Genomic DNA, 18,431 nt, shown 5'->3' with positions numbered 1-18,431 from the left:
ACATTTGCTGACGATTTTCCGGATTCAGCGTACTCCAGACTTGTCCGCCTGGGCCCCGGAAACCATTGATTGTTAGCTATATTGCTGACAACATTTGCATGTGCGGTTATCGAGTTAGAACGGCGCCGTTTGGCAGGCGCCCCTGCCAGGAGCATGCGCGATGATTATTGACATCCACGGCCACTACACCACGGCCCCGGCCGCCCTCGGGTTGTGGCGTGACCGGCAGGTGGCGGCCCTGGAGGATCCTTCACTGGCGCCGTCCCGCACCGACCTGTCCATTTCCGACGACGACCTGCGCGAAAGCATCGAGGCGAACCAGCTGCGGCTCATGGACGAACGCGGCATCGACCTCACCGTCTTCTCACCGCGCGCGTCCTTCATGGCGCACCATGTCGGTTCCTTCGCAACCTCGGCGGAGTGGGCTGCCATCTGCAACGAACTCTGCCACCGGGTCAGCCGGCTCTACCCCGGGAGGTTCGTCCCGGCCGCCATGCTCCCCCAGTCCCCCGGCGTGGACCCCGCAACCTGCCTCCCCGAGCTCACCCGCTGCGTGGAGGAATACGGGGCGGTGGCGCTGAACCTGAACCCCGACCCGTCCGGCGGCCACTGGACTGCCCCGCCCCTGACGGACCGGTACTGGTATCCCGTCTACGAGAAGATGGTGGAGTACGGCGTCCCTGCCATGGTCCACGTCAGCACCAGCATCAACCCCGCCTTCCACACCACCGGCGCGCACTACCTCAATGCGGACACCACCGCTTTCATGCAGCTCATCCAGGGGGACCTGTTCAAGGACTTCCCCACCCTGAAGCTCATCATTCCCCATGGCGGCGGCGCAGTGCCCTACCACTGGGGGCGCTTCCGTGGGCTTGCCATGGCCCTGGGCAAGCCCACGCTGGAAGAGCACCTGCTGGGAAATGTCTTCTTCGACACCTGCGTGTACCACCAGCCCGGAATCGACCTCCTGCTGGAAGTCATCCCCACGCAGAACATCCTCTTTGCCTCCGAAATGATCGGCGCGGTCCGGGACATCGATCCGTGGACGGGCCACCCTTTCGACGACACGGCACGCTACATCGACGCCGCCGGCCTCGACGAGGCCGAACTCGGCGCCATCCACGAACACAACGCACGTACCGTCTATCCGCGCCTTGACGCCCTGCTCAAGCGGCAGGGCAGGTGAGACGCCGTCGAAGGGAGCCACGATGCAGGAACTTGGGGTAGTCCATACCAACATCACCCGCGCACCGGAGGACGCCGTCAAGGCCCTCTCCGCCTTCGGCGTCAGCACGGTCCATGAAGCCATGGGCAGGCTGGGCCTCATGCGCCCCTACATCCGCCCCGCCTACCCCGCTGCCACCCTGTGCGGCACCGCCGTGACCGTCCTGCTCCAGCCCGGCGACAACTGGATGCTGCATGTTGCGGCCGAACAGGTCCGGCCCGGTGACGTGGTGGTGGCCGGCTGCACCACCGAGTGCGAGGACGGCTTCTTTGGCGAACTGCTGGCAACATCGCTCCGGGCCCGGGGCGCAGCCGGCCTGGTCATTGATGGCGGCTGCCGCGATGTGGCAGCCCTCCAGGCCATGGACTTTCCCGTGTTCAGCCGGGCCATCAACTCAAAGGGCACCGTCAAGGCCACCCTCGGCTCAGTGAACATCCCGGTGGTCTGCGCCAACGCACTGGTGAACCCCGGGGACGTGGTGATTGCCGACGTCGACGGCGTGGCAGTGGTCCCCGCCTCCCGCGCCGCCGACGTTGCGGAAGCCGCGCGGAAACGCGAAGACAACGAGAAAGCCAAGCGTGGGCGTTTTGCCAGCGGGGAACTGGGGCTCGACATCTACAGCATGCGCGGACCGCTGGCGGAAGCCGGACTGCGGTACGTGGACTGAAGCCCGGGCTCCCGTTATCCCCGGGCGGTAAGGTCGGCGGAAATCAGCTTGGCGGTGGCAACGATCTCCTGTGCCACCGATGCCAAGTACGCCTGTGGGTCCGGTTTGGCCTCCACGGACTGGGCCTGCAGCGACACGTTCACGGCCGCCACCACCTTGGCTCCGTCATACACCGGCGCGGCCACGGACATCAGGCCCAGCTCCAGTTCCTGGTTCAGCAGGCACCAGCCCTGGGCCCGGACTCTGTCCAGCACCGCCACCAACTGGTCCACGGAGCCCAGGGCGCGCGGAGTGAGCGGCCTGACCTCGGCGGACGCGAGGTAGGCCTTCAGGTCAGCGGGCGGCAGGTAGGCCAGCAGCACCCGCCCCATCGAGGTGGCATAGGCGGGGAACCTGGTACCCACGGTGATGCCAACAGTCATGATCCGGCGGCTGGTCACCCGCGCAATGTAGGCGATGTCCGTTCCGTCCAGCACCGCCGCGGACGTGGATTCGCCCAGCTTGAGGGACAGTTCCTCCAGGTGCGGCTGTGCCAGCTGCGGCAGCGACAGCCCCGAAAGGTACGCGTACCCCAGCTGGAGGACCTTGGCGGTCAGCGCAAAGGTCTTGCCGTCGGTCCGCACGTAGCCGAGCTCCACCAGCGTGTGCAGGAAGCGGCGCGCCGTGGCCCGTGTCAGGCCGGTGCGGGAGGCGACCTCGGTGAGCGTCATGACCGGACGGTCGGCGTCGAAGGCACGGATTACCGCCAGCCCCCGGGCCAGCGACTGGACATACTGGTCGCCGGCCTGCGGGGCGGGCCTGGTGTCGGTACCTGCGGCGTCGGTCATGGTTACCAATCCTAGGATGCGCGCGGGTCCTGGCGTTCGGCGGGTGCGGCCTTGAGCGGGACCGGGACAAGTTCCTGGAGTTCCTCGAGGGTGCAGCCGAAGGTTTCGCGGACGGTGACGCCGTCCGGGCCGGTGAGGAACACTCCCTTGTCCGTGTAGACGCGGGTGACGCAGCCGACGCCGGTGACCGGGTAGGTGCAGGCGTCCACGATCTTTGAGGCGCCGTCGCGGGTCAGGAGGGTCATCATGACGAAGACGTCCTTGGCGCCGGTTGCCAAGTCCATGGCACCGCCGACGGCGGGAATCGCCCCGGGTGCCCCGGTGTGCCAGTTCGCCAGGTCCCCGGTGGCGGAAACCTGGAAAGCACCCAGGACGCAGATGTCCAGGTGGCCGCCGCGCATGATCGCGAACGAGTCCGCGTGGTGGAAGTAGGATGCGCCGGGCAGTTCGGTGACGGGGATCTTGCCGGCGTTGATCAGGTCCTCGTCGATCTCCCCGCCCTTGGCTTCCGGGCCCATGCCGAGCATCCCGTTTTCCGTGTGAAGGGTGATGTTCTGTTCCTCGGTGAGGTAGTTGGACACCAGGGTGGGCTGGCCGATGCCCAGGTTTACGAAGGACCCGGGCGCGATGTCCCTGGCCACCAGGCGGGCCAGGTCATCGCGGCCCAAGGGTGTGGCGGAGGTCTGGAGGGACTTTTCGTTGGACTGCACGCTCATGTCAGGCCGCCTTTTCTGCTGCGTTGCCGCTGCCGGCAACTTTGACGATGCTGTTGACGTAGATCCCCGGGGTGACCACGTTTTCCGGGTCCAGCCCCCCGGTGGGGACGATCTCGGACACCTGGACGATGGTGTGCTTCGCCGCGGCGGCCATGATGGGGCCGAAGTTCCGGGCCGTCTTGCGGTACACCAGGTTACCCTTCCCGTCCGCCTTCAGGGCCTTGATCAGGGCCACATCGGCGTGGATGGGGGTTTCGAAAACCTGCCCGCGGCCGTTAATGATGCGGGTTTCCTTGCCCTCGGCCAGCATGGTGCCGTACCCGGTGGGGGTGAAGAACCCGCCGATGCCGGCGCCGGCGGCGCGGATGCGTTCGGCGAGGTTGCCCTGCGGCACCAGCTCCAGTTCAATCTCGCCGGCCTTGTACTTGGCGTCGAAGTGCCACGAGTCGGACTGCCGCGGGAAGGAGCAGATCATCTTCTTCACCCGGCCCTCCTTGATCAGCAGGGCCAGGCCCTGGTCACCCTGGCCCGCGTTGTTGTTCACCACGGTCAGGTCCGTGGCGCCGCACTCCAGCAGCGCATCGATCAGTTCGAACGGCTGGCCGGCGTTGCCGAACCCGCCGATCATCACGGTGGAGCCGTCCTTGATGCCGGCCACGGCGTCCTGGACCGAATCTACGAAGTTCAGCATTACTGGTCCTTTCCAGCGGTGACGTTTTCGAGCACGACGGCCAGGCCCTGGCCGACGCCGATGCAGATCGCAGCGACGCCCCAGCGTTCGCCGGAGGCCTGCAGGGACCGGGCCAAGGTGCCCAGGATCCGGGTCCCGGAAGCACCCAGCGGGTGCCCCATGGCGATCGCTCCGCCGTGCCGGTTCACGATCGAGTGGTCAATCCCCCAGGCGTTGATGCACGCCAGGGACTGCGCGGCGAAGGCTTCGTTAAGTTCGACGGCGCCCACCTGCTCCCAGCCGATGCCCGCCTTTTCGAGGGCCTTGTTCGCGGCCTCGACGGGGGCGTAGCCGAAGTACTGCGGATCATTCGCGTGCGCGCCGCGCCCGGCGATGCGGGCCAGCGGATCCAGCCCCAGCAGCCCGGCGGCCGCCTCGGACCCGATCCACGCCGCGGAGGCGCCGTCGGACAGCGGCGACGCGTTCCCCGCAGTGACCGTGCCGTCCTCCGCCCGGAACACGGTTTTGAGCCCGGCGAGTTTCTCGGCGGACGAACCCGCCCGGATGCCTTCGTCCCGGACCAGGTCCGTCCCGGGCACGGGGGCGACCAGGTTGTCGTAGAACCCTTCATCCCAGGCAGCGGCGGACAGGTTGTGCGAGGCCGCGGCGAACTCGTCCTGCGCCTCCCGGGTCACGCCGTACTTCTCGCGGAGCCGCTCGGTGGCCTCCCCCAGGGAGATGGTCCACTCCTTCGGCATCGCCTTGTTCACCAGCCGCCAGCCCAGCGTCGTGGAGGCCAGGGTCATGTCCCCGGCCGGGTACGGCTTCTCCGTCTTCGGCAGTACCCACGGGGCACGGGACATCGACTCGGCCCCGCCCACCAGCATCAGGTCGGCGTCGCCGGCGTTGATCTGGCGGGACGCGATGATCGCCGCGTCCAGGGACGAGCCGCAGAGCCGGTTCACCGTGGTGCCCGGGATGGAGACCGGCAGCCCGGCCAGCAGCGTGCCCATGCGCGCGATGTTCCGGTTCTCCTCACCGGCGCCGTTCGCGTTGCCGAACACCACCTCATCGATCCGCTCCACATCGAGTCCCGGGGCACGCTGCACGGACTCCTTGATCACGTGCGCGGCAAGGTCATCCGGACGGACGGCCGCGAGGCCCGAGCCGAACTTGCCAAAGGGGGTGCGCACGGCGTCGTACACAAAAGCCTGGTTCATACGGTGGTATCCATTTCTCGAAAGACCTGCTGGGCGGTCTTGAAGGCGGTGTTGGCGGAGGGGACTCCGCAGTAGATGGCGGTCTGCAGCAGGATTTCCTTGATCTCGTCCCTGCTGAGGCCGTTCCGGAGGGCGGCGCGGATGTGCATGGCCAACTCCTCCCAGTGCCCGTGCGCCACCATGGCGGTGATGGTGACCGCGGAGCGCATCTGGCGGGTCAGGCCGGGCCGGGTCCAGATTCCGCCCCAGGCGATGCGGGTGATCATGTCCTGGAAGTCGTCGGTGAATTCATCTTTGTTGGCGTTGGCCCGGTCCACGTGCGCGTCGCCGAGCACTTCGCGCCGGACCACCATGCCGCCGTCGTAGATTTCCTGGCTGGTGGCACCGGGCTGGACCACTCCATGGCGCTCCAGGCCGCTCCCCTCAGCGCCGCTCACTTGGCGGCCCGCCGTGATTCGGCCCAGGTGGCCAGGCTGCGCATCAGGTCCGCGACGTGGGCCGGGGCCTCCGCGGGTGCCAGGTGCGAGATGCCCTCCACGGTCACCGCCGTCGCAGTGCCTCCCGCTGCGGTGATACCCCCTGCCACTTCCTCGGCCATGGCGGGGGTGGCGACGCCGTCCAGGGACCCGGCGATGACCTGGGTGGGGACGGTGATGCTGCCCAGTTCCTCCCGGACGTCGAAGGCGGCCAGCGCCTCGCAGCAGAAGGCGTAGCTGAAGCGGTCGGCGTCGCGCAGGGCGTGCAGGAGCCGGCTGCTGAACTCGGGTTCCCGGTCCATGAAGCCGGGCGCGAACCAGCGCTGGGCGGACCCCTGGATCATGACCGGCGTGCCCTGCGTGCGGACGGTTTCCGCGCGCTCCAGCCAGCCTTCGGGGGTGCCGATCTTGGCGCCGCTGTTCTGTACGGAGAGGCTCTTCAGCCGTTCACCGTGCTTGATGCCCAGCTGGAGGCCCACCGCGCCGCCCAGGGAAACCCCGGCATAGTGGAAGTTTTCGCCGGGGGCGATGGAGTCCACCAGGTCCACCACGGCGTCAGCGAGCGCGGCGACGTCGAATCCTTCGCTGGCAGCCGGCGAAACCCCGTGGCCGGGGAGGTCCCAGGCCACCACGTCGTAATCACCGCCGAGCAGGGACGCCACCCTGTTCCACAGGATCGTGGAGGTGCCCAGGGACGGCCCTGCCACGATCAGGGGGTGGTCGCCCAGGGGACGTTGGGGGGACAGCAGCGCTGCCTTCAAGGCCGGCTTAGCCACGGGAAGCTCCATTCGCGTCGGTGGTGGTGGAATCAAATTCGGGGTAGGCGGCGAGGATGCGGCGGGTAATCTCCGCCGATTGGCCCAGGTAGCTGGCGGGGTCCAGGAGTTCCTCCAGCCGGGCGTCAGAGACGACGGCGGCGGGAACGGCTTCGCGGAACAGCTTGCGGTAGGCGGCGGCCTGCTCCGAAGGAGGTGCTTCAAGGGTCCGGTCCACCACGTGCTGCAGCTGCTGCTTGCCGGTGCGCCCGTCCTGCTCCGCCAGCAGCGGAGCCACGGCGGCGGTGACGCCTTCGGCCAGCAGCAGCGGGCCGGACAGGTCGAGGTTCCGGCGCATGCCGTCCGGGAACACCCGGAGCCCTTCGGCGAGTTCCCGCAGATGGCCTGCGGCGCCGAGGGCCAGGGCCAGCAGCTGGCGGAGGGCCGGCCATTCGGTATGCCAGGCGCCGTCCGGGCGTTCGTCGTTGAAGTTGGCGGCGGCCACGTGCAGCTGGGCGGCCAGCTGTGGTGCCTGCAGCGCGGCGCTCCGGACCAGGACGGACAGCACAGGGTTCTGCTTCTGCGGCATGGCCGAGGACACGCCCCGCCCGGCCGCCCGCGGCTCCGCGACCTCAACCACCTCGGGCCGGCTCAGGAACAGGACGTCGGCGGCGATCTTGCCAAAGGCGTCCAGCACGGATGCGAGCGCGTGCCCCAGGGATGTGATGGCCAGGCGGTTGGTGTGCCAGGGAGCCGTGGCCGGGGCCAGGCCCAGCTGGTCCGTCAGGGCGTCGGCCAAGGTGAACGGCGTGGCTTGGGAGCCATCCGTCAGCACGGTTCCGGCGGCGAGTGTTCCCGCCGCCCCGCCGAACTGGACCGGGAACTCCAGGTTTTCCAGTTGCCGCCCCGCGGCGGCCACGCCCTGGAACCACTGCGCGGCCCGCAGCCCGAAGGTGTACGGCAGCGAATGCTGCGTCAGGCTCCTGCCCACGCACAGCGTGTCCGCATGCTGCCCAGCAAGGTGCGCCAGCGCCGTCGTGGTGCCTTTCAGGTCCGCCAGCACCGCGTGGACGGTATTGCGGGCCAGTAGCATCAGGGCCGTGTCCAGGACGTCCTGGCTGGTCAGGGAGGTGTGCACGGCCTTCGTGGCACCGACTCCGGCGGCATCGAGCGCCGCCACGTTCTTCCGGAGGTCGGCCAGCAGCGGGATCACCGGGTTGCCACCGCCCTGGGCGCGCAGCGCTATGCCTGCAAGGTCGTAGCGCCCCGCCTCGGCAGCGGAGGCCACGACGGCGGCCGAACCGGCAGGTGCCAGCCCGGCCCGTTCCAGCACGGCGGCCCAGCCGGCCTCGACGGCGAGGATGGCCGCCAGCACTGCCCGGTCCCCCGTCAGCGCCGCCACCAACGGCGACGCTGAGACGGGGGTGAGCAGGCCGGCGTCGGCCTCTTCCGCGAAGGCGCGCAAGTCTCCCAAAGCGGCGGCGTGGGTCACTGGAAGTCCAGGAAGACCGTCTCGCCCTCACCCTGGAGGCGGATGTCCCAGGTGAGGCCCCCATCGGGGTCGCGGCGTGCAATGAGCGTCTCGCGGCGCTCCGGCTCCAGGGAGCCCAGCAGCGGGTCGTTGGCCAGTGCCTCGGTGTCCTCCGGCAGGTAGATGCGGGTGAACAGCCGGTTGGTCAGGCCGCGGGCGAAGAGCGCCACGGAAATGAACGGGGCCGCACCCGGCTTGGTGGGGCCGGGGTTGACGGTGGTGAAGGTGAAGACGCCGGAGTTGCCCACGGCGCCGCGGCCCCAGCCGGTGAAGGTGTAGCCGTCGCGGACCAGGGAGCCGGTGCGCTGGACAACCTTGCCGTCGGCGTCCGGCTGCCAGATCTCCAGGATGGCGTCCGGGATGGTGTGGCCGGCGCCGTCATAGACGGTGCCCTGCAGGCGGATGGAGCCCGGGAAGCCGGGGGGCAGGAGTTCGTTGTCCTTCTCGAACGGGAGCGCGTAGCCGTAGAACGGGCCCACGGTCTGGCCGGGGGTGGGTACCAGTTTGGTCATCTTTCCTACTCCTCGTCGCCTGCGGCGCCGAGCGCCTCGTTTTCGGTCCAGGTCCGCTTGGGACCGGTCAGGACGATGTCCCAGTTGTAGCCCAGCGCCCATTCGGGCTCGGTGATGCTGTGGTCATAGGTGGCCACCAGCCGGTCGCGGGCGTCCTGGTCCACGATGGTCTGGTAGATCGGGTCCAGCGGGAAGAGCTGGTCGCCGGGGAAGTACATCTGGGTGATGATGCGCTGGGTGAACTCGGTGCCGAACAGCGAGAAGTGGATGTGCGCCGGCCGCCACGCGTTCAGGTGGTTCTTCCACGGGTAAGCGCCGGGCTTGATGGTGGTGAACCGGTACGAGCCGTCCGGGCCGGTGATGCAGCGGCCAATGCCGGTGAAGTTGGGGTCGATGGGCGCGGGGTGCTGGTCACGCTTGTGGATGTAGCGGCCGGAGGAGTTGGCCTGCCAGATCTCCACCAGCTGTCCTGCCACCGGGCGGCCGTCGCCGTCCAGGACCTTGCCGGAGACGATGATGCGCTCGCCCAGGGGTTCGCCGTTGTGCTGGATGGTCAGGTCCGATTCCAGGGCGTGCACGTCCTGGTGCCCGAAGGCCGGCGAGTAGAGCTCGATGGTTTCCGGGTCCGCGTGCTGCAGGCTCTTGGTGGGGTGGCGCAGGATGCTGCTGCGGTACGGCGGATAGTCCAGCCGGGGCTGGATCTCCGGCTGGCCGCCGTCCTTGAGCGCGCGGCGGTAGGCTTCGCCGATGGCGTTGATCTCTGCGCTGAGGTCCGCCTGCGACTCGATGGCCTTGTCCAGGGGCTGGTGGGCAGCCTTCGGTTCGGCCGGGGGCACGAGCTCTTCCGACTCCAGCTCGGCGTTGATGTCTTCCTTCACCGCTGGCTCCTTTCTGATCTGTTGGGTTTGTTGCGGCTGGGTACTTGGTGGTGCGGGTTTAGGTGGTGCGGTGCAGCGAGTCGTATTGGACCGCGTGCCGGACCGGGGCGTTCGGGGCGCCATAACCGTCATAGCCGCCGCGGCGTTCCACCATTTCGAAGAACACGCTGCCCACGGTGGCGGTGTAGAAGTGCAGGAACTCGCCGTCGGCATCCCGGTCGAAGAGCAGGTTGAGCTCCTGCAGGGTGGCCAGGAATCCGGGTTCCAGGTCGAACCGGGCGTCCAGGTCCTCGTAGTAGTTGGCCGGGATCTGCAGGAATTCCAGGCCGCGCTCCCGGGCGGCCCGGGCGGTGGCCACCAGGTCCTCCACGGCGAAGGCGATGTGTTCCTGGTAGGTCTTGCGGGCCTCGTTCCTGGCCTGCTGGATCGGGGCGAGGTTCAGGACCAGCCGCACCGCGCCGTCGGAAGTCTGCATTACCTGCGAGCGCACCAGGCCGCTGGGGCTGGGAACCTCCGCGAAGGGCTGCGGCTCCAGGGCCAGGGCGCTGGTGTAGAAGAGGACAGCTTCATCGAAGTGCTGCCAGGGCTGGGCCAGGTTGACGTGGTCAATGACCGCCGTGGTCCCGGCCGACGGGTGTTCCAGCCCTTCGCCGAATTCGTGGGTCCAGGCCGCGGTGCCGTCCGGGCTGCCTTGGCAGAGGAAGATTTCGGTGGAGTCCGGGGCGGCAATGCCCTGGAACACTTCCTCGTCCGCCTGGACCTTGCGGGCCACCACAGGGGCCTTGAGCTGCTGGGCGCGGGCGGAGGCAATCACGGGTGAATCGACGTCGAATCCCAGCGCGGCGATGGCGGGCTCCGCGTGCTGCGCTGCCTGTTCGTTGATGATCACGCGTGCCTGGCCCATGGTCCACAGCTGCACATCTTTGGTCCGGTGGCGGCCTTCGAACTGGAAACCGAGCTGGCCCAGGAGCTTCTCCAGCTGCGCGGTGTCGTCCGCCTTGACCTCGGCGAAGTTGAAGCCGGCGGGTTCGTTCACCTTGGGCAACGTGGCCAGTTCCATGGGATAACGACGGCGGAGCGCGGCTGGGTTGCCGGGCGTGGCTTCATTGCCGGCGAGCCATTTGGCGCTTTGCTCCTCCAGCCAGATGAGCGAGCGCATCGCATCGACGGCCGTGCGCTCCACATCCGACTGCCGGAAAACGTCGTTGAAGACCTCCAGGGACACCGGCCCGGTGTAGCCCGCGCGGACCACGTGGCCCATGAACTTGGCCAGCTCGAACTGCCCTTCGCCCGGGAACACCCGGTAGTGGCGGCTCCAGGACAGCACGTCCATGGAGAGCTTGGGGGCGTCGGCCACCTGGACAAAGAAGATCTTGTCCGCGTTGATGTCCTCGATCGGGGCGGTGTCCCAGTCGCGGGAGAGGATGTGGAAGGAATCCAGGCAGGTGCCCAGGTTGGGGTGGTCCACCATCTCCACCAGGCGGTGGGCGTGCTCGTAGTCGTTGACGTACTTGCCCCACGCCAGGGCCTCGTAGGCCACCTTGACGCCGTGGTCCCCGGCCAGGTTGGCGAGCTGTGCCAGTTGTTCGGCGCGGACGGCATCGTCGTCGATGGTGGCGGTGGCAACGTTCGAGCACACCAGGATGGTGTCCATGCCCAGGCGTGCCATGAGTTTGAACTTGGCCTCGGCGCGCCGGAGGTTGGCTTTGAGCAGGTCCGGGGTGACGCCGTCGAAGTCGCGGAAGGGCTGGTACAGGTCCAGGCCGAGCCCCAGGTCCGTTGCCATTTTCCGGACGTCTTCCGGGCTGAGCGGCGAAGTGACAAGGTCCTGTTCGAAGATCTCGATGCCGTCGAAGCCCGCGATGGCGCAGGCCTGCATCTTTTCCTTCAGGGTGCCGGAGAGGCAGACGGTGGCGATTCCGGTGCGCATCAGGCGGCCACCTCCTCGGCGGCTACAAGGTCCAGGAAGTGCGAGCGCATGCGCTCCGGGTCAGCGTCCAGCCCGGTGAAGATCCGGAACGCGTCGGCGGCCTGGCCCACCGCCATGCGGCCGCCGTCCAGGACCTCGCAGCCCTTGGCGCGGGCGCCGCGGACCAGTTCCGTGTCGATGGGGCGGTAGACAATGTCGGCCACCCAGTGCCGGGGCTCGAGCAGGTCCAGGTCCAGCGGGACGCCGGGGTGGGCTGCCATGCCAACGGGTGTGCAGTGCACCAGGCCGTCGGCCAGCGGCATCAGCTGCGGCAGCTCCGTCGTCGTGCGTGCCGCCACGGTGCTGTCCGGGAAGAAACCTGCCAGTTCGGCGGCGCGCGCTGCGGCGCGCTGGGGATCCATGTCCACCAGCTCCAGGGTCTTGACGCCTGCGCTGAGCAGGGCGTAGGCGACGGCGGAGCCGGCACCTCCTGCGCCGAGCTGCACCACGCGGTCCAGCCGCGCGCCGGGCAGGCCGGATGCCAGGGCGGCGGCGAAGCCGGAAAAGTCCGTGTTGTGGCCGATGAAGCGGCCGTCCCGGATGACCACGGTGTTCACGGCGCCGAGCCGGCGGGCGTCCGGGCTGACCTCGTCCAGGTGCTGGAGTACCAGCTGCTTGCAGGGGTGGGTGATGTTCAGTCCGTTGAAACCCAGGGTGCGGGCGCTCTGCAGGATGGCTCCCACCGCTTCCCCGGTCAACCCCAGTTCGAGCAGGTCGATGGGCCGGTACAGGTAGCGCAGGCCCTGCACGTCACCTTCCCGTTCGTGCATGGGTGGCGTGAGCGATGGCGTGACGCCGTCACCAACCAGTCCCACCAGGTAGGACTCAGTTCGAATGCTCATGCGTGCAGCTCCTTTGGTACGGCACCGGGCAGGCGCGGACCTCGGGCCGCGCTGCGGGGTGATAGGGATTACAGTACAACAGATGTTCACTTATCGCACTTATGTTCTTCATACGAACAAAGGGGGGCGAAAAGTTGTTGGGGCGCTGGGCCCGCTATCGCTGCGGCAGCCGGGCCGCAAGCTCGGCGGCGGCCTCCTGCAGCAGGGGAACATGGGCGATCAAGTCCTCAAGGTCCAGCCGGAAGACGGGAACAGCCGTGGCCAGTGACGCGAAGGCGTGGCCTTGGCTGTTGAGCAGCGGGACGGCAACCGCCCGCATGCCGGCCTCATTCTCTTCATCCATGACGGCGTAGCCCTGCCGGCGGACCTGGGCAATCTCGGCCCTGAACGCCTCCCGGTCCGTGATGGACTTCCCGGTCAGCGGCTCAAGCGGCAACTCCGCGAGGAGCTTTTCGCGCTCCCCGTCCTCGGCGAATGCCACCAGGGCCTTCCCGACGGCGGTGGTGGACAAAGATCCCAGATGGCCGGGGTCGCTGGTCACCCGGAAGATCTGCGGGCCGTCCACTTTGCTGACAGTGAGGTGGTGGAGGCCGTCCCGGACGCTGAGGATGGTCGCTTCGCCGGTTTCGGCAGTCACCCTGCGCAGTACCGGCATGGCCGTACCGGCGAAACCGTGGTGGTTGGAAACACGCTGGCCCAGCTGGAAGATCCGGAGGCCGAGGTGGTAGCGGCGGCCATCCGGCTCGTAGTCCACGAATCCGTCGCGCGCCAGTGATCCGAGCAGGCGGTAGGTAGTGCTGAACGGCAGTTCCGCCCGGCGGGATATGTCGGCGGCACTTGCGCCACGGGGCTCCTCCCCCAGCAGCACCAGCAGTCCCAGGGCTTTGCCCACCATGTCCGTCCGGTCCGCCGCTTTCTTTGGCCCCACCTTCTTCCCACCGTCGGGCTCTTCCGCCAGCGCGGCAGGGTCCGGCTGAACGTCGTCGTTCATTGTGGCTTGGTTCACACTCATGCTTCGATATTGCCACAATGTGAGAGCTATTTCTAGATGGTGACTATTTTCTTGACAGGTGACCATCCTCACAGTCATAGTTTCTGTATCGCACAAGTAGCTCCCACCATGTGGCTACCCTTGCCGGGTCTTTCCACCGGACTCCAGCCGCATCGCCGCCCGCACCAAGGCAACGGCGGCTGCGACCCCCAGATCCATCCGCGACAATGTCGTCACACCAAAGGAACACCATGAGCCAGACACTTCCGTCCGCCGGGGCGGGTGCCCTCACCTCCGGCGGGACGCCCAAGAAGGCAGCCCTCGCCAGCTTCCTCGGCAGCGCCGTCGAGTATTACGACTTCTTCATCTTCGGCTCCGCAGCCGCACTGATCTTCCCCAAGGTCTTCTTCCCCGACGCCGACACCAATGCGGCCATCATGTCCTTTGCGACGTTCGGCTTCGCCTACGTGGCCCGGCCGGTGGGCGCCATCATCCTGGGCCACTTCGGCGACCGCGTGGGCCGCCGCAAGGTGCTGATGTTCACGCTGTTGCTGATGGGCGCCTCCACCTTCGTGATCGGCTGCCTGCCGGACTTCAAGACCGTCGGCTGGTGGGCTCCCGTCCTGCTGGTGCTCGCCCGCCTCTGCCAGGGCCTCTCGGCCGCAGGCGAGCAAGCCGGCGCCTCCTCCATGACCCTCGAGCACGCTCCGGACAACCGCCGTTCCTTCTTCACCTCCTGGACCCTCACCGGCACCCAGGGCGGCCAGATCCTCGCAGCCCTGGTGTTCATCCCCGTCCTGGCCCTGCCGGATGAGATCAAGTTCGGCATCGGCTGGCGCATCCCGTTCTGGCTCAGCGCCGTGGTGGTGGTGGTGGCGTTCCTGATCCGCCGCACCCTGCACGAACCGCCCGCCTTCGAAGAAGCCCGCAAGACCGCCCAGATCGCCAAGTTGCCCGTCGCCGACCTGCTCAAGGGCCACTGGCGCGACGTCCTCCGCGTCATCTGCTGCGCGTTCATCGCCGCCGTCTCCACCGTGTTCGGCACCCTGGCCATCAGCTACGCCAAGACCGTGGCCGGCGTGGACGGCACCACCACCCTGTGGCTCGTCGTGGGTGCAAACCTGGTGGCCCTGGGCACGCAGCCGCTCTTCGGGATGCTGGCGGACAAGATCGGCCGCAAGCCCGTCTTCATCTACGGCGCCGTGGCCAGTGCAATCCTCACCCCGGTGTTCCTGCTCAGCCTGGAGTCCGGCAGCATCCCCCTGATGTTCCTGGCCGCCATTGGCTACTTCTCCGGAGGCTACGCGGCAGCCAACGCCGTCTGGCCCTCCTTCTACGCCGAGATGTTCAGCACCAAGGTCCGCTTCTCCGGCCTGGCCATCGGCACGCAGCTCGGCTTCCTGATGGCAGGGTTCGCCCCGGCAATCGTTGCGGCCATGGGTGGCATCAAGCCCGGCGGCTGGGTGCAGATCAGCATCTTCACCGCCATCATCTGCGCCGTTGCAGCAGTGTCCGCCCTTACGGCCCGGGAGTCCTTCCGGACGCCCACCAGGCTGCTCGGCCTGAAGTAGGCCGTCCGCCGCTTACAGACTGGCCCGGTTTCCAGGCCGGAGAGCCCGCCATTCCCCCAAATGGCGGGCTCTCCCCCATTAAAACTGGGCCGGCCTGGGGCTATCGGCCCGTCGCCAGCACCGAGGCGAGGTCGAAGTTCACCGGCTCCTCCAGCTGCGCGTAGGTGCAGGATTCCGGGTCCCGGTCCGGCCGCCAGCGGTTGAACTGGGCCGTGTGCCGGAACCTCTCGCCTTCCATGTGGTCGTAGCGGACCTCCACCACCAGTTCGGGCTTCAGGGGCACGAAGGACAGGTCCTTCCCGGCGCTCCAGCGGCTGCCCTCCGCGTTCCGCGGGGTCCGTTCGCCTTCCTCCTGCCTGGCCCAGGCCCAGGGGTGGTTGTCGAAGTCCGTCACCAGCGGCTGCAGCTCCTGGAACAACTCCTGCCGCCGCTTCATCGGGAAGGCGCCGATCACACCCACGCTGGCCAGGCCGCCGTCGTCCTTGTACAAGCCCAGCAGCAGCGAGCCGATGGCGTCCGGCCCGCTCTTGTGCAGGCGGTAGCCGGCCACCACGCAGTCCGCGGTGCGCTCGTGCTTGACCTTGAACATCACCCTCTTGTCCGGCTCGTACCGGCCGTCCAGCCGCTTGGCCACGATGCCGTCCAGCCCGGCACCCTCGAACTGCTCGAACCACTGCCCGGCGGTGTCCTTGTCCGTGGTGGCTGCGGTGAGGTGGACGGGCGCCTTGCTGCCGGCGAGCGCCTTCTCCAGGGCGGCCCGCCGCTCCGCAAAGGGCCGGCCGGTGTAGTCGTCCCCACCCAGGGCCAGGAGGTCGAAGGCCACAAAGCTTGCGGGGGTCTGTTCCGCCAGCAGCTTCACGCGGCTGGCGGCAGGGTGGATGCGCTGCTGCAGCGTGTCGAAATCCAGCCGGTCCCCGGACGCCCCCACCAGGATGATCTCGCCGTCCACCACGCAGCGCGGGGGCAGGTTTTCCTTGAGCGCAGCCACCAGTTCCGGAAAGTAGCGGGTCATGGGTTTCTCGTTGCGGCTGCCGATCTCCAGGTCATCCCCGTCGCGGAAAATGATGGACCGGAAGCCGTCCCACTTGGGTTCGTAACTGAGGCCTCCGCTGCCGGGGATGCCATCGATGCCGCTGACGGCCTTGGCGAGCATGGGCGGGACGGGCGGCATCACGGGAAGTTCCATGTGCCCATTCTTGCCCGGCCGGCGGCCCGGGCGGTAGGGCGGCGCGCCCGCTTCAGGCCGCCAGCAGCCACACGACCAGCACCAGCACCGGTGCAGCGGCGGCCGTGGAGAGCAGGATGGTCTCCCGCGCCACCGCCACCCCGCGACCGTACTTGCTGGCGAACAGGAACACGTTCTGGGCCGAGGGCAGCGCGGCCATGAGCACCACACCCAGGAGCATGTGGTGGTCCAGGTTGAACAGGAAGCGTCCGACGACGAATGCCACGGCAGGCATCACAGCGGACTTCAGCGCCGTGGCAGTGAGGATCTCGGCCGTGTGCCCGCCGCTCCGGAGCATCCTGGTGCCGCGCAGCGACATGCCGAAGGCCAGCAGCACCACCGGGACAGCCGCACCGCCCAGCAGGGTCAGCGGCGCCATCACCGGGGCAGGCAACTCCACGTGGAACGCTGCCAGGACCACGCCGAGGAGCGAGGCGATGATCATGGGGTTGCGGAAGGGCTGCGTGAGCATCAGCCGCGGCGAGAACCGGCCGGCTTCCGAGAGGTCCAGCAGGGTCAGGACCAGGGGGGCGGACAGGAGGAGCTGGACCAGCAGGACCGGGGCCACCGGGGTGGCGTCCCCCAGGGCGTAGAGCGTGATGGGGATGCCGATGTTGTTGGCGTTGACGTAGGAGCCGGCCATGGCACCCACCGCAGTCTCGGCCAGCGGCCGCCGGAACCAGATCCGGCTGGCGGCCACGTAGAGGAACGCAGTTGCCGCCGCCGTGATCATGGCCAGCGGAACATAGGCGGAAAAGACCACGGACAGGTCTGACTTGAGCACCACGGTGAACAGCAGGACCGGGTTGGTGATGAAGAAGGCGGTGCGGGTCAGTGCGTTGATGGTGGGTTCATCGCCCAGGCCACAGCGCGCAGCAAGGTATCCGACGGCAATGACGACGCCGATCACCGCCAGTCCGACCAGCACACCGCCCACGTGGGGTACTTCCTTCCCGTTCCGCCGTGCACCACCGCAGGAAGGCAGTACTACAAGTTCACAACTTATCGAATAGGGAGCGCTGTGCCAGCAGGCGTCCACGGACTGGCCGTCCCCGCCGCCTGCCGCCCGCGCTGTGTGAAAAGATCAACCATGCGCGCCATGCAACACTCCAGCAAACTCCGGAATGTCCGCTATGAACTTCGCGGCCCCATCCACGAGGCGGCGAAGAACATGGAGGCCGAGGGGCACCGGATCCTCAAGATGAACCTCGGTGACACTGCGCCTTTCGGGCTGGAAGCGCCGGAGTCCGTGGTGGTGGACATGATCCACCACCTGCGCGGCGCCCAGGGGTACAGCGATTCGAAGGGCATCTTCACGGCGCGGACGGCCATTTCGCAGTACTACCAGACCCGGGGCCTCATGAACATCGGGGTCGAGGACATCGTCATCGGCAACGGCGTCAGCGAATTGATCTCCATGTGCCTCCAGGCGTTCATGGAGAACGGCGACGAAATCCTGGTCCCCGCGCCGGACTACCCCCTGTGGACCGCCGCCGTGACCCTGACCGGCGGCAAGGCCGTGCACTACATCTGCGACGAGGCCGAGAACTGGTGGCCGGACCTGGCCGACGTGGAAGCAAAGATCACCAGCCGCACCAAGGGCATTGTGATCATCAATCCGAACAACCCCACCGGCGCCGTCTACCCCCGGCACATCCTGGAACAGTTCGCCGGCCTGGCCCGGAAGCACAACCTGGTCCTGTTCTCCGACGAGATCTACGAGAAAGTGCTCTACGGCGATGCCACGCACATCCACACCGCGGCCGTGGCCGAGGACGTCTGCTGCCTGACCTTCAGTGGCCTGTCCAAGGCCTACAGGATGCCCGGCTACCGTGCCGGCTGGGTGGCCATCACCGGTCCACTGGCCGCCACCGCCGCCTACCGTGAAGCCCTGGAACTGCTGGCGTCGCTGCGCCTGTGCGCCAACGTTCCCGCGCAGCACGCCATCCAGACCTGCCTGGGCGGGTACCAGAGCATCGACGCGCTGGTGAAGCCCGGCGGCCGGCTGCGCGAACAGCGGGACCTGGCCCACAAGCTCCTCACTGCCATTCCCGGCGTGACGTGCGTCCCGGCGTCGGGCGCCATGTACCTGTTCCCGCGCCTGGACCCGGACCTGTACCCGATCGAGAGCGACGAGAAGTTTGTCCTGGACCTGCTCCGGGACCAAAAGATCCTGGTCTCCCACGGGTCGGCCTTCAACTGGCCGGCGCCGGACCACTTCCGCTTCGTCATCCTCCCCTCGGTGTTGGACATCGAGGAAGCCGTCCGGAGGATTTCCACGTTCCTGGCGGCCTACCGCGGCGGGGCGGCAGCCTGAAACCGGGGCGGCGCGAAGAACTAACCGCGCCCTAACCGC

Annotated in this window: 18 protein-coding genes; 4 read left to right on the top strand and 14 right to left on the bottom strand. The window is 67.9% G+C overall.

Annotated features, from left to right (window positions below):
• The first annotated feature begins 160 nt into the window (after nucleotides 1-160).
• Nucleotides 161-1,186 carry an amidohydrolase family protein gene (locus J2T23_RS14760; protein ID WP_307361123.1) on the top strand — a complete coding sequence of 342 codons (1,026 nt, stop codon included), beginning with the start codon at nucleotides 161-163 and terminating at the stop codon, nucleotides 1,184-1,186.
• Between the two features lie 22 nt (nucleotides 1,187-1,208).
• Nucleotides 1,209-1,892: a 4-carboxy-4-hydroxy-2-oxoadipate aldolase/oxaloacetate decarboxylase gene (gene ligK, locus J2T23_RS14755; protein WP_141158904.1), complete on the top strand. Its 684-nt coding sequence runs from the start codon at nucleotides 1,209-1,211 to the stop codon at nucleotides 1,890-1,892.
• A 14-nt stretch (nucleotides 1,893-1,906) separates the two neighbouring features.
• Here the strand turns inward: ligK and J2T23_RS14750 are convergent, their stop codons facing one another.
• The 12 genes from J2T23_RS14750 to J2T23_RS14695 all read right to left on the bottom strand — a co-directional run bounded on the left by J2T23_RS14750 (nucleotide 1,907) and on the right by J2T23_RS14695 (nucleotide 13,300).
• On the bottom strand, nucleotides 1,907-2,719 hold the full coding sequence (locus J2T23_RS14750; RefSeq protein ID WP_141158903.1) for an IclR family transcriptional regulator domain-containing protein: 813 nt from the start codon (nucleotides 2,717-2,719) through the stop codon (nucleotides 1,907-1,909).
• An 11-nt stretch (nucleotides 2,720-2,730) separates the two neighbouring features.
• Nucleotides 2,731-3,435 carry a 3-oxoacid CoA-transferase subunit B gene (locus tag J2T23_RS14745; RefSeq protein WP_307361120.1) on the bottom strand — a complete coding sequence of 235 codons (705 nt, stop codon included), beginning with the start codon at nucleotides 3,433-3,435 and terminating at the stop codon, nucleotides 2,731-2,733.
• A gap of 1 nt (nucleotide 3,436) precedes the next feature.
• Nucleotides 3,437-4,126 (bottom strand): 3-oxoacid CoA-transferase subunit A, encoded by a 690-nt coding sequence (locus J2T23_RS14740; RefSeq protein ID WP_307361118.1) that lies wholly within the window; start codon nucleotides 4,124-4,126, stop codon nucleotides 3,437-3,439.
• Entirely contained in the window at nucleotides 4,126-5,325 is a 1,200-nt protein-coding gene (locus tag J2T23_RS14735; RefSeq protein ID WP_307361114.1) for a thiolase family protein, read from the bottom strand. The genes J2T23_RS14740 and J2T23_RS14735 overlap by 1 nt, the downstream gene beginning before the upstream one ends.
• Nucleotides 5,322-5,762: a 4-carboxymuconolactone decarboxylase gene (gene pcaC, locus J2T23_RS14730; RefSeq protein WP_307361111.1), complete on the bottom strand. Its 441-nt coding sequence runs from the start codon at nucleotides 5,760-5,762 to the stop codon at nucleotides 5,322-5,324. Before pcaC ends, J2T23_RS14735 begins: the two co-directional genes overlap by 4 nt.
• Nucleotides 5,759-6,577: an alpha/beta fold hydrolase gene (locus J2T23_RS14725; protein ID WP_307361109.1), complete on the bottom strand. Its 819-nt coding sequence runs from the start codon at nucleotides 6,575-6,577 to the stop codon at nucleotides 5,759-5,761. The genes pcaC and J2T23_RS14725 overlap by 4 nt, the downstream gene beginning before the upstream one ends.
• Nucleotides 6,570-8,048, bottom strand: coding sequence for a lyase family protein (locus J2T23_RS14720; protein ID WP_307361106.1), 1,479 nt, complete (start codon nucleotides 8,046-8,048; stop codon nucleotides 6,570-6,572). Before J2T23_RS14720 ends, J2T23_RS14725 begins: the two co-directional genes overlap by 8 nt.
• Complete coding sequence (gene pcaG / locus J2T23_RS14715) at nucleotides 8,045-8,599, bottom strand: protocatechuate 3,4-dioxygenase subunit alpha (protein WP_141158896.1); 555 nt, start codon at nucleotides 8,597-8,599, stop codon at nucleotides 8,045-8,047. Before pcaG ends, J2T23_RS14720 begins: the two co-directional genes overlap by 4 nt.
• Nucleotides 8,600-8,604: 5 nt before the next feature.
• The gene (pcaH, locus tag J2T23_RS14710) at nucleotides 8,605-9,477 is read right to left on the bottom strand and encodes a protocatechuate 3,4-dioxygenase subunit beta (RefSeq protein ID WP_141158895.1); all 873 of its coding nucleotides are present in this window, start codon (nucleotides 9,475-9,477) and stop codon (nucleotides 8,605-8,607) included.
• 58 nt (nucleotides 9,478-9,535) lie between these two features.
• Nucleotides 9,536-11,407, bottom strand: a complete 1,872-nt coding sequence (locus J2T23_RS14705; protein ID WP_307361104.1) for a bifunctional sugar phosphate isomerase/epimerase/4-hydroxyphenylpyruvate dioxygenase family protein — start codon at nucleotides 11,405-11,407, stop codon at nucleotides 9,536-9,538.
• A complete protein-coding gene (locus J2T23_RS14700; RefSeq protein ID WP_307361101.1) occupies nucleotides 11,407-12,288 on the bottom strand; it encodes a shikimate dehydrogenase in 882 nt (293 codons plus the stop codon). The genes J2T23_RS14705 and J2T23_RS14700 overlap by 1 nt, the downstream gene beginning before the upstream one ends.
• A 154-nt stretch (nucleotides 12,289-12,442) precedes the next feature.
• Complete coding sequence (locus J2T23_RS14695; RefSeq protein ID WP_307361099.1) at nucleotides 12,443-13,300, bottom strand: IclR family transcriptional regulator; 858 nt, start codon at nucleotides 13,298-13,300, stop codon at nucleotides 12,443-12,445.
• 230 nt (nucleotides 13,301-13,530) lie between these two features.
• On the opposite strand from J2T23_RS14695, the gene J2T23_RS14690 reads away from it, so the two are divergent.
• Entirely contained in the window at nucleotides 13,531-14,850 is a 1,320-nt protein-coding gene (locus J2T23_RS14690) for an MFS transporter (protein ID WP_141158891.1), read from the top strand.
• Nucleotides 14,851-14,950: 100 nt separating this feature from the next.
• On the opposite strand, the gene J2T23_RS14685 is transcribed toward J2T23_RS14690, so the two are convergent.
• Nucleotides 14,951-16,036 carry an ATP-dependent DNA ligase gene (locus J2T23_RS14685; protein ID WP_141158890.1) on the bottom strand — a complete coding sequence of 362 codons (1,086 nt, stop codon included), beginning with the start codon at nucleotides 16,034-16,036 and terminating at the stop codon, nucleotides 14,951-14,953.
• 52 nt (nucleotides 16,037-16,088) lie between these two features.
• Nucleotides 16,089-17,012 carry an AEC family transporter gene (locus J2T23_RS14680; RefSeq protein ID WP_307361096.1) on the bottom strand — a complete coding sequence of 308 codons (924 nt, stop codon included), beginning with the start codon at nucleotides 17,010-17,012 and terminating at the stop codon, nucleotides 16,089-16,091.
• Between the two features lie 153 nt (nucleotides 17,013-17,165).
• Between J2T23_RS14680 and J2T23_RS14675 the strand changes: the two genes are divergently transcribed.
• Nucleotides 17,166-18,392, top strand: a complete 1,227-nt coding sequence (locus tag J2T23_RS14675; RefSeq protein WP_141158888.1) for a pyridoxal phosphate-dependent aminotransferase — start codon at nucleotides 17,166-17,168, stop codon at nucleotides 18,390-18,392.
• The last annotated feature ends 39 nt before the right edge of the window (nucleotides 18,393-18,431 follow it).

The sequence above is a fragment of the Pseudarthrobacter niigatensis genome (assembly GCF_030812615.1).
GTDB lineage: Bacteria > Actinomycetota > Actinomycetes > Actinomycetales > Micrococcaceae > Arthrobacter > Arthrobacter niigatensis.
This window is presented reverse-complemented; position numbering and strand designations above follow the sequence as displayed.

What these genes read in the sequence shown, in the direction of transcription:
- J2T23_RS14760 (WP_307361123.1), top strand. Translation starts at nt 161, where the DNA reads ATGATTATTGACATCCACGGCCACTACACCACGGCCCCGGCCGCCCTC.
- ligK (WP_141158904.1), top strand. Translation starts at nt 1,209, where the DNA reads ATGCAGGAACTTGGGGTAGTCCATACCAACATCACCCGCGCACCGGAG.
- J2T23_RS14750 (WP_141158903.1), bottom strand. Translation starts at nt 2,719, where the DNA reads ATGACCGACGCCGCAGGTACCGACACCAGGCCCGCCCCGCAGGCCGGC.
- J2T23_RS14745 (WP_307361120.1), bottom strand. Translation starts at nt 3,435, where the DNA reads ATGAGCGTGCAGTCCAACGAAAAGTCCCTCCAGACCTCCGCCACACCC.
- J2T23_RS14740 (WP_307361118.1), bottom strand. Translation starts at nt 4,126, where the DNA reads ATGCTGAACTTCGTAGATTCGGTCCAGGACGCCGTGGCCGGCATCAAG.
- J2T23_RS14735 (WP_307361114.1), bottom strand. Translation starts at nt 5,325, where the DNA reads ATGAACCAGGCTTTTGTGTACGACGCCGTGCGCACCCCCTTTGGCAAG.
- pcaG (WP_141158896.1), bottom strand. Translation starts at nt 8,599, where the DNA reads ATGACCAAACTGGTACCCACCCCCGGCCAGACCGTGGGCCCGTTCTAC.
- J2T23_RS14705 (WP_307361104.1), bottom strand. Translation starts at nt 11,407, where the DNA reads ATGCGCACCGGAATCGCCACCGTCTGCCTCTCCGGCACCCTGAAGGAA.
- J2T23_RS14700 (WP_307361101.1), bottom strand. Translation starts at nt 12,288, where the DNA reads ATGAGCATTCGAACTGAGTCCTACCTGGTGGGACTGGTTGGTGACGGC.
- J2T23_RS14695 (WP_307361099.1), bottom strand. Translation starts at nt 13,300, where the DNA reads ATGAGTGTGAACCAAGCCACAATGAACGACGACGTTCAGCCGGACCCT.
- J2T23_RS14690 (WP_141158891.1), top strand. Translation starts at nt 13,531, where the DNA reads ATGAGCCAGACACTTCCGTCCGCCGGGGCGGGTGCCCTCACCTCCGGC.
- J2T23_RS14685 (WP_141158890.1), bottom strand. Translation starts at nt 16,036, where the DNA reads ATGGAACTTCCCGTGATGCCGCCCGTCCCGCCCATGCTCGCCAAGGCC.
- J2T23_RS14675 (WP_141158888.1), top strand. Translation starts at nt 17,166, where the DNA reads ATGCGCGCCATGCAACACTCCAGCAAACTCCGGAATGTCCGCTATGAA.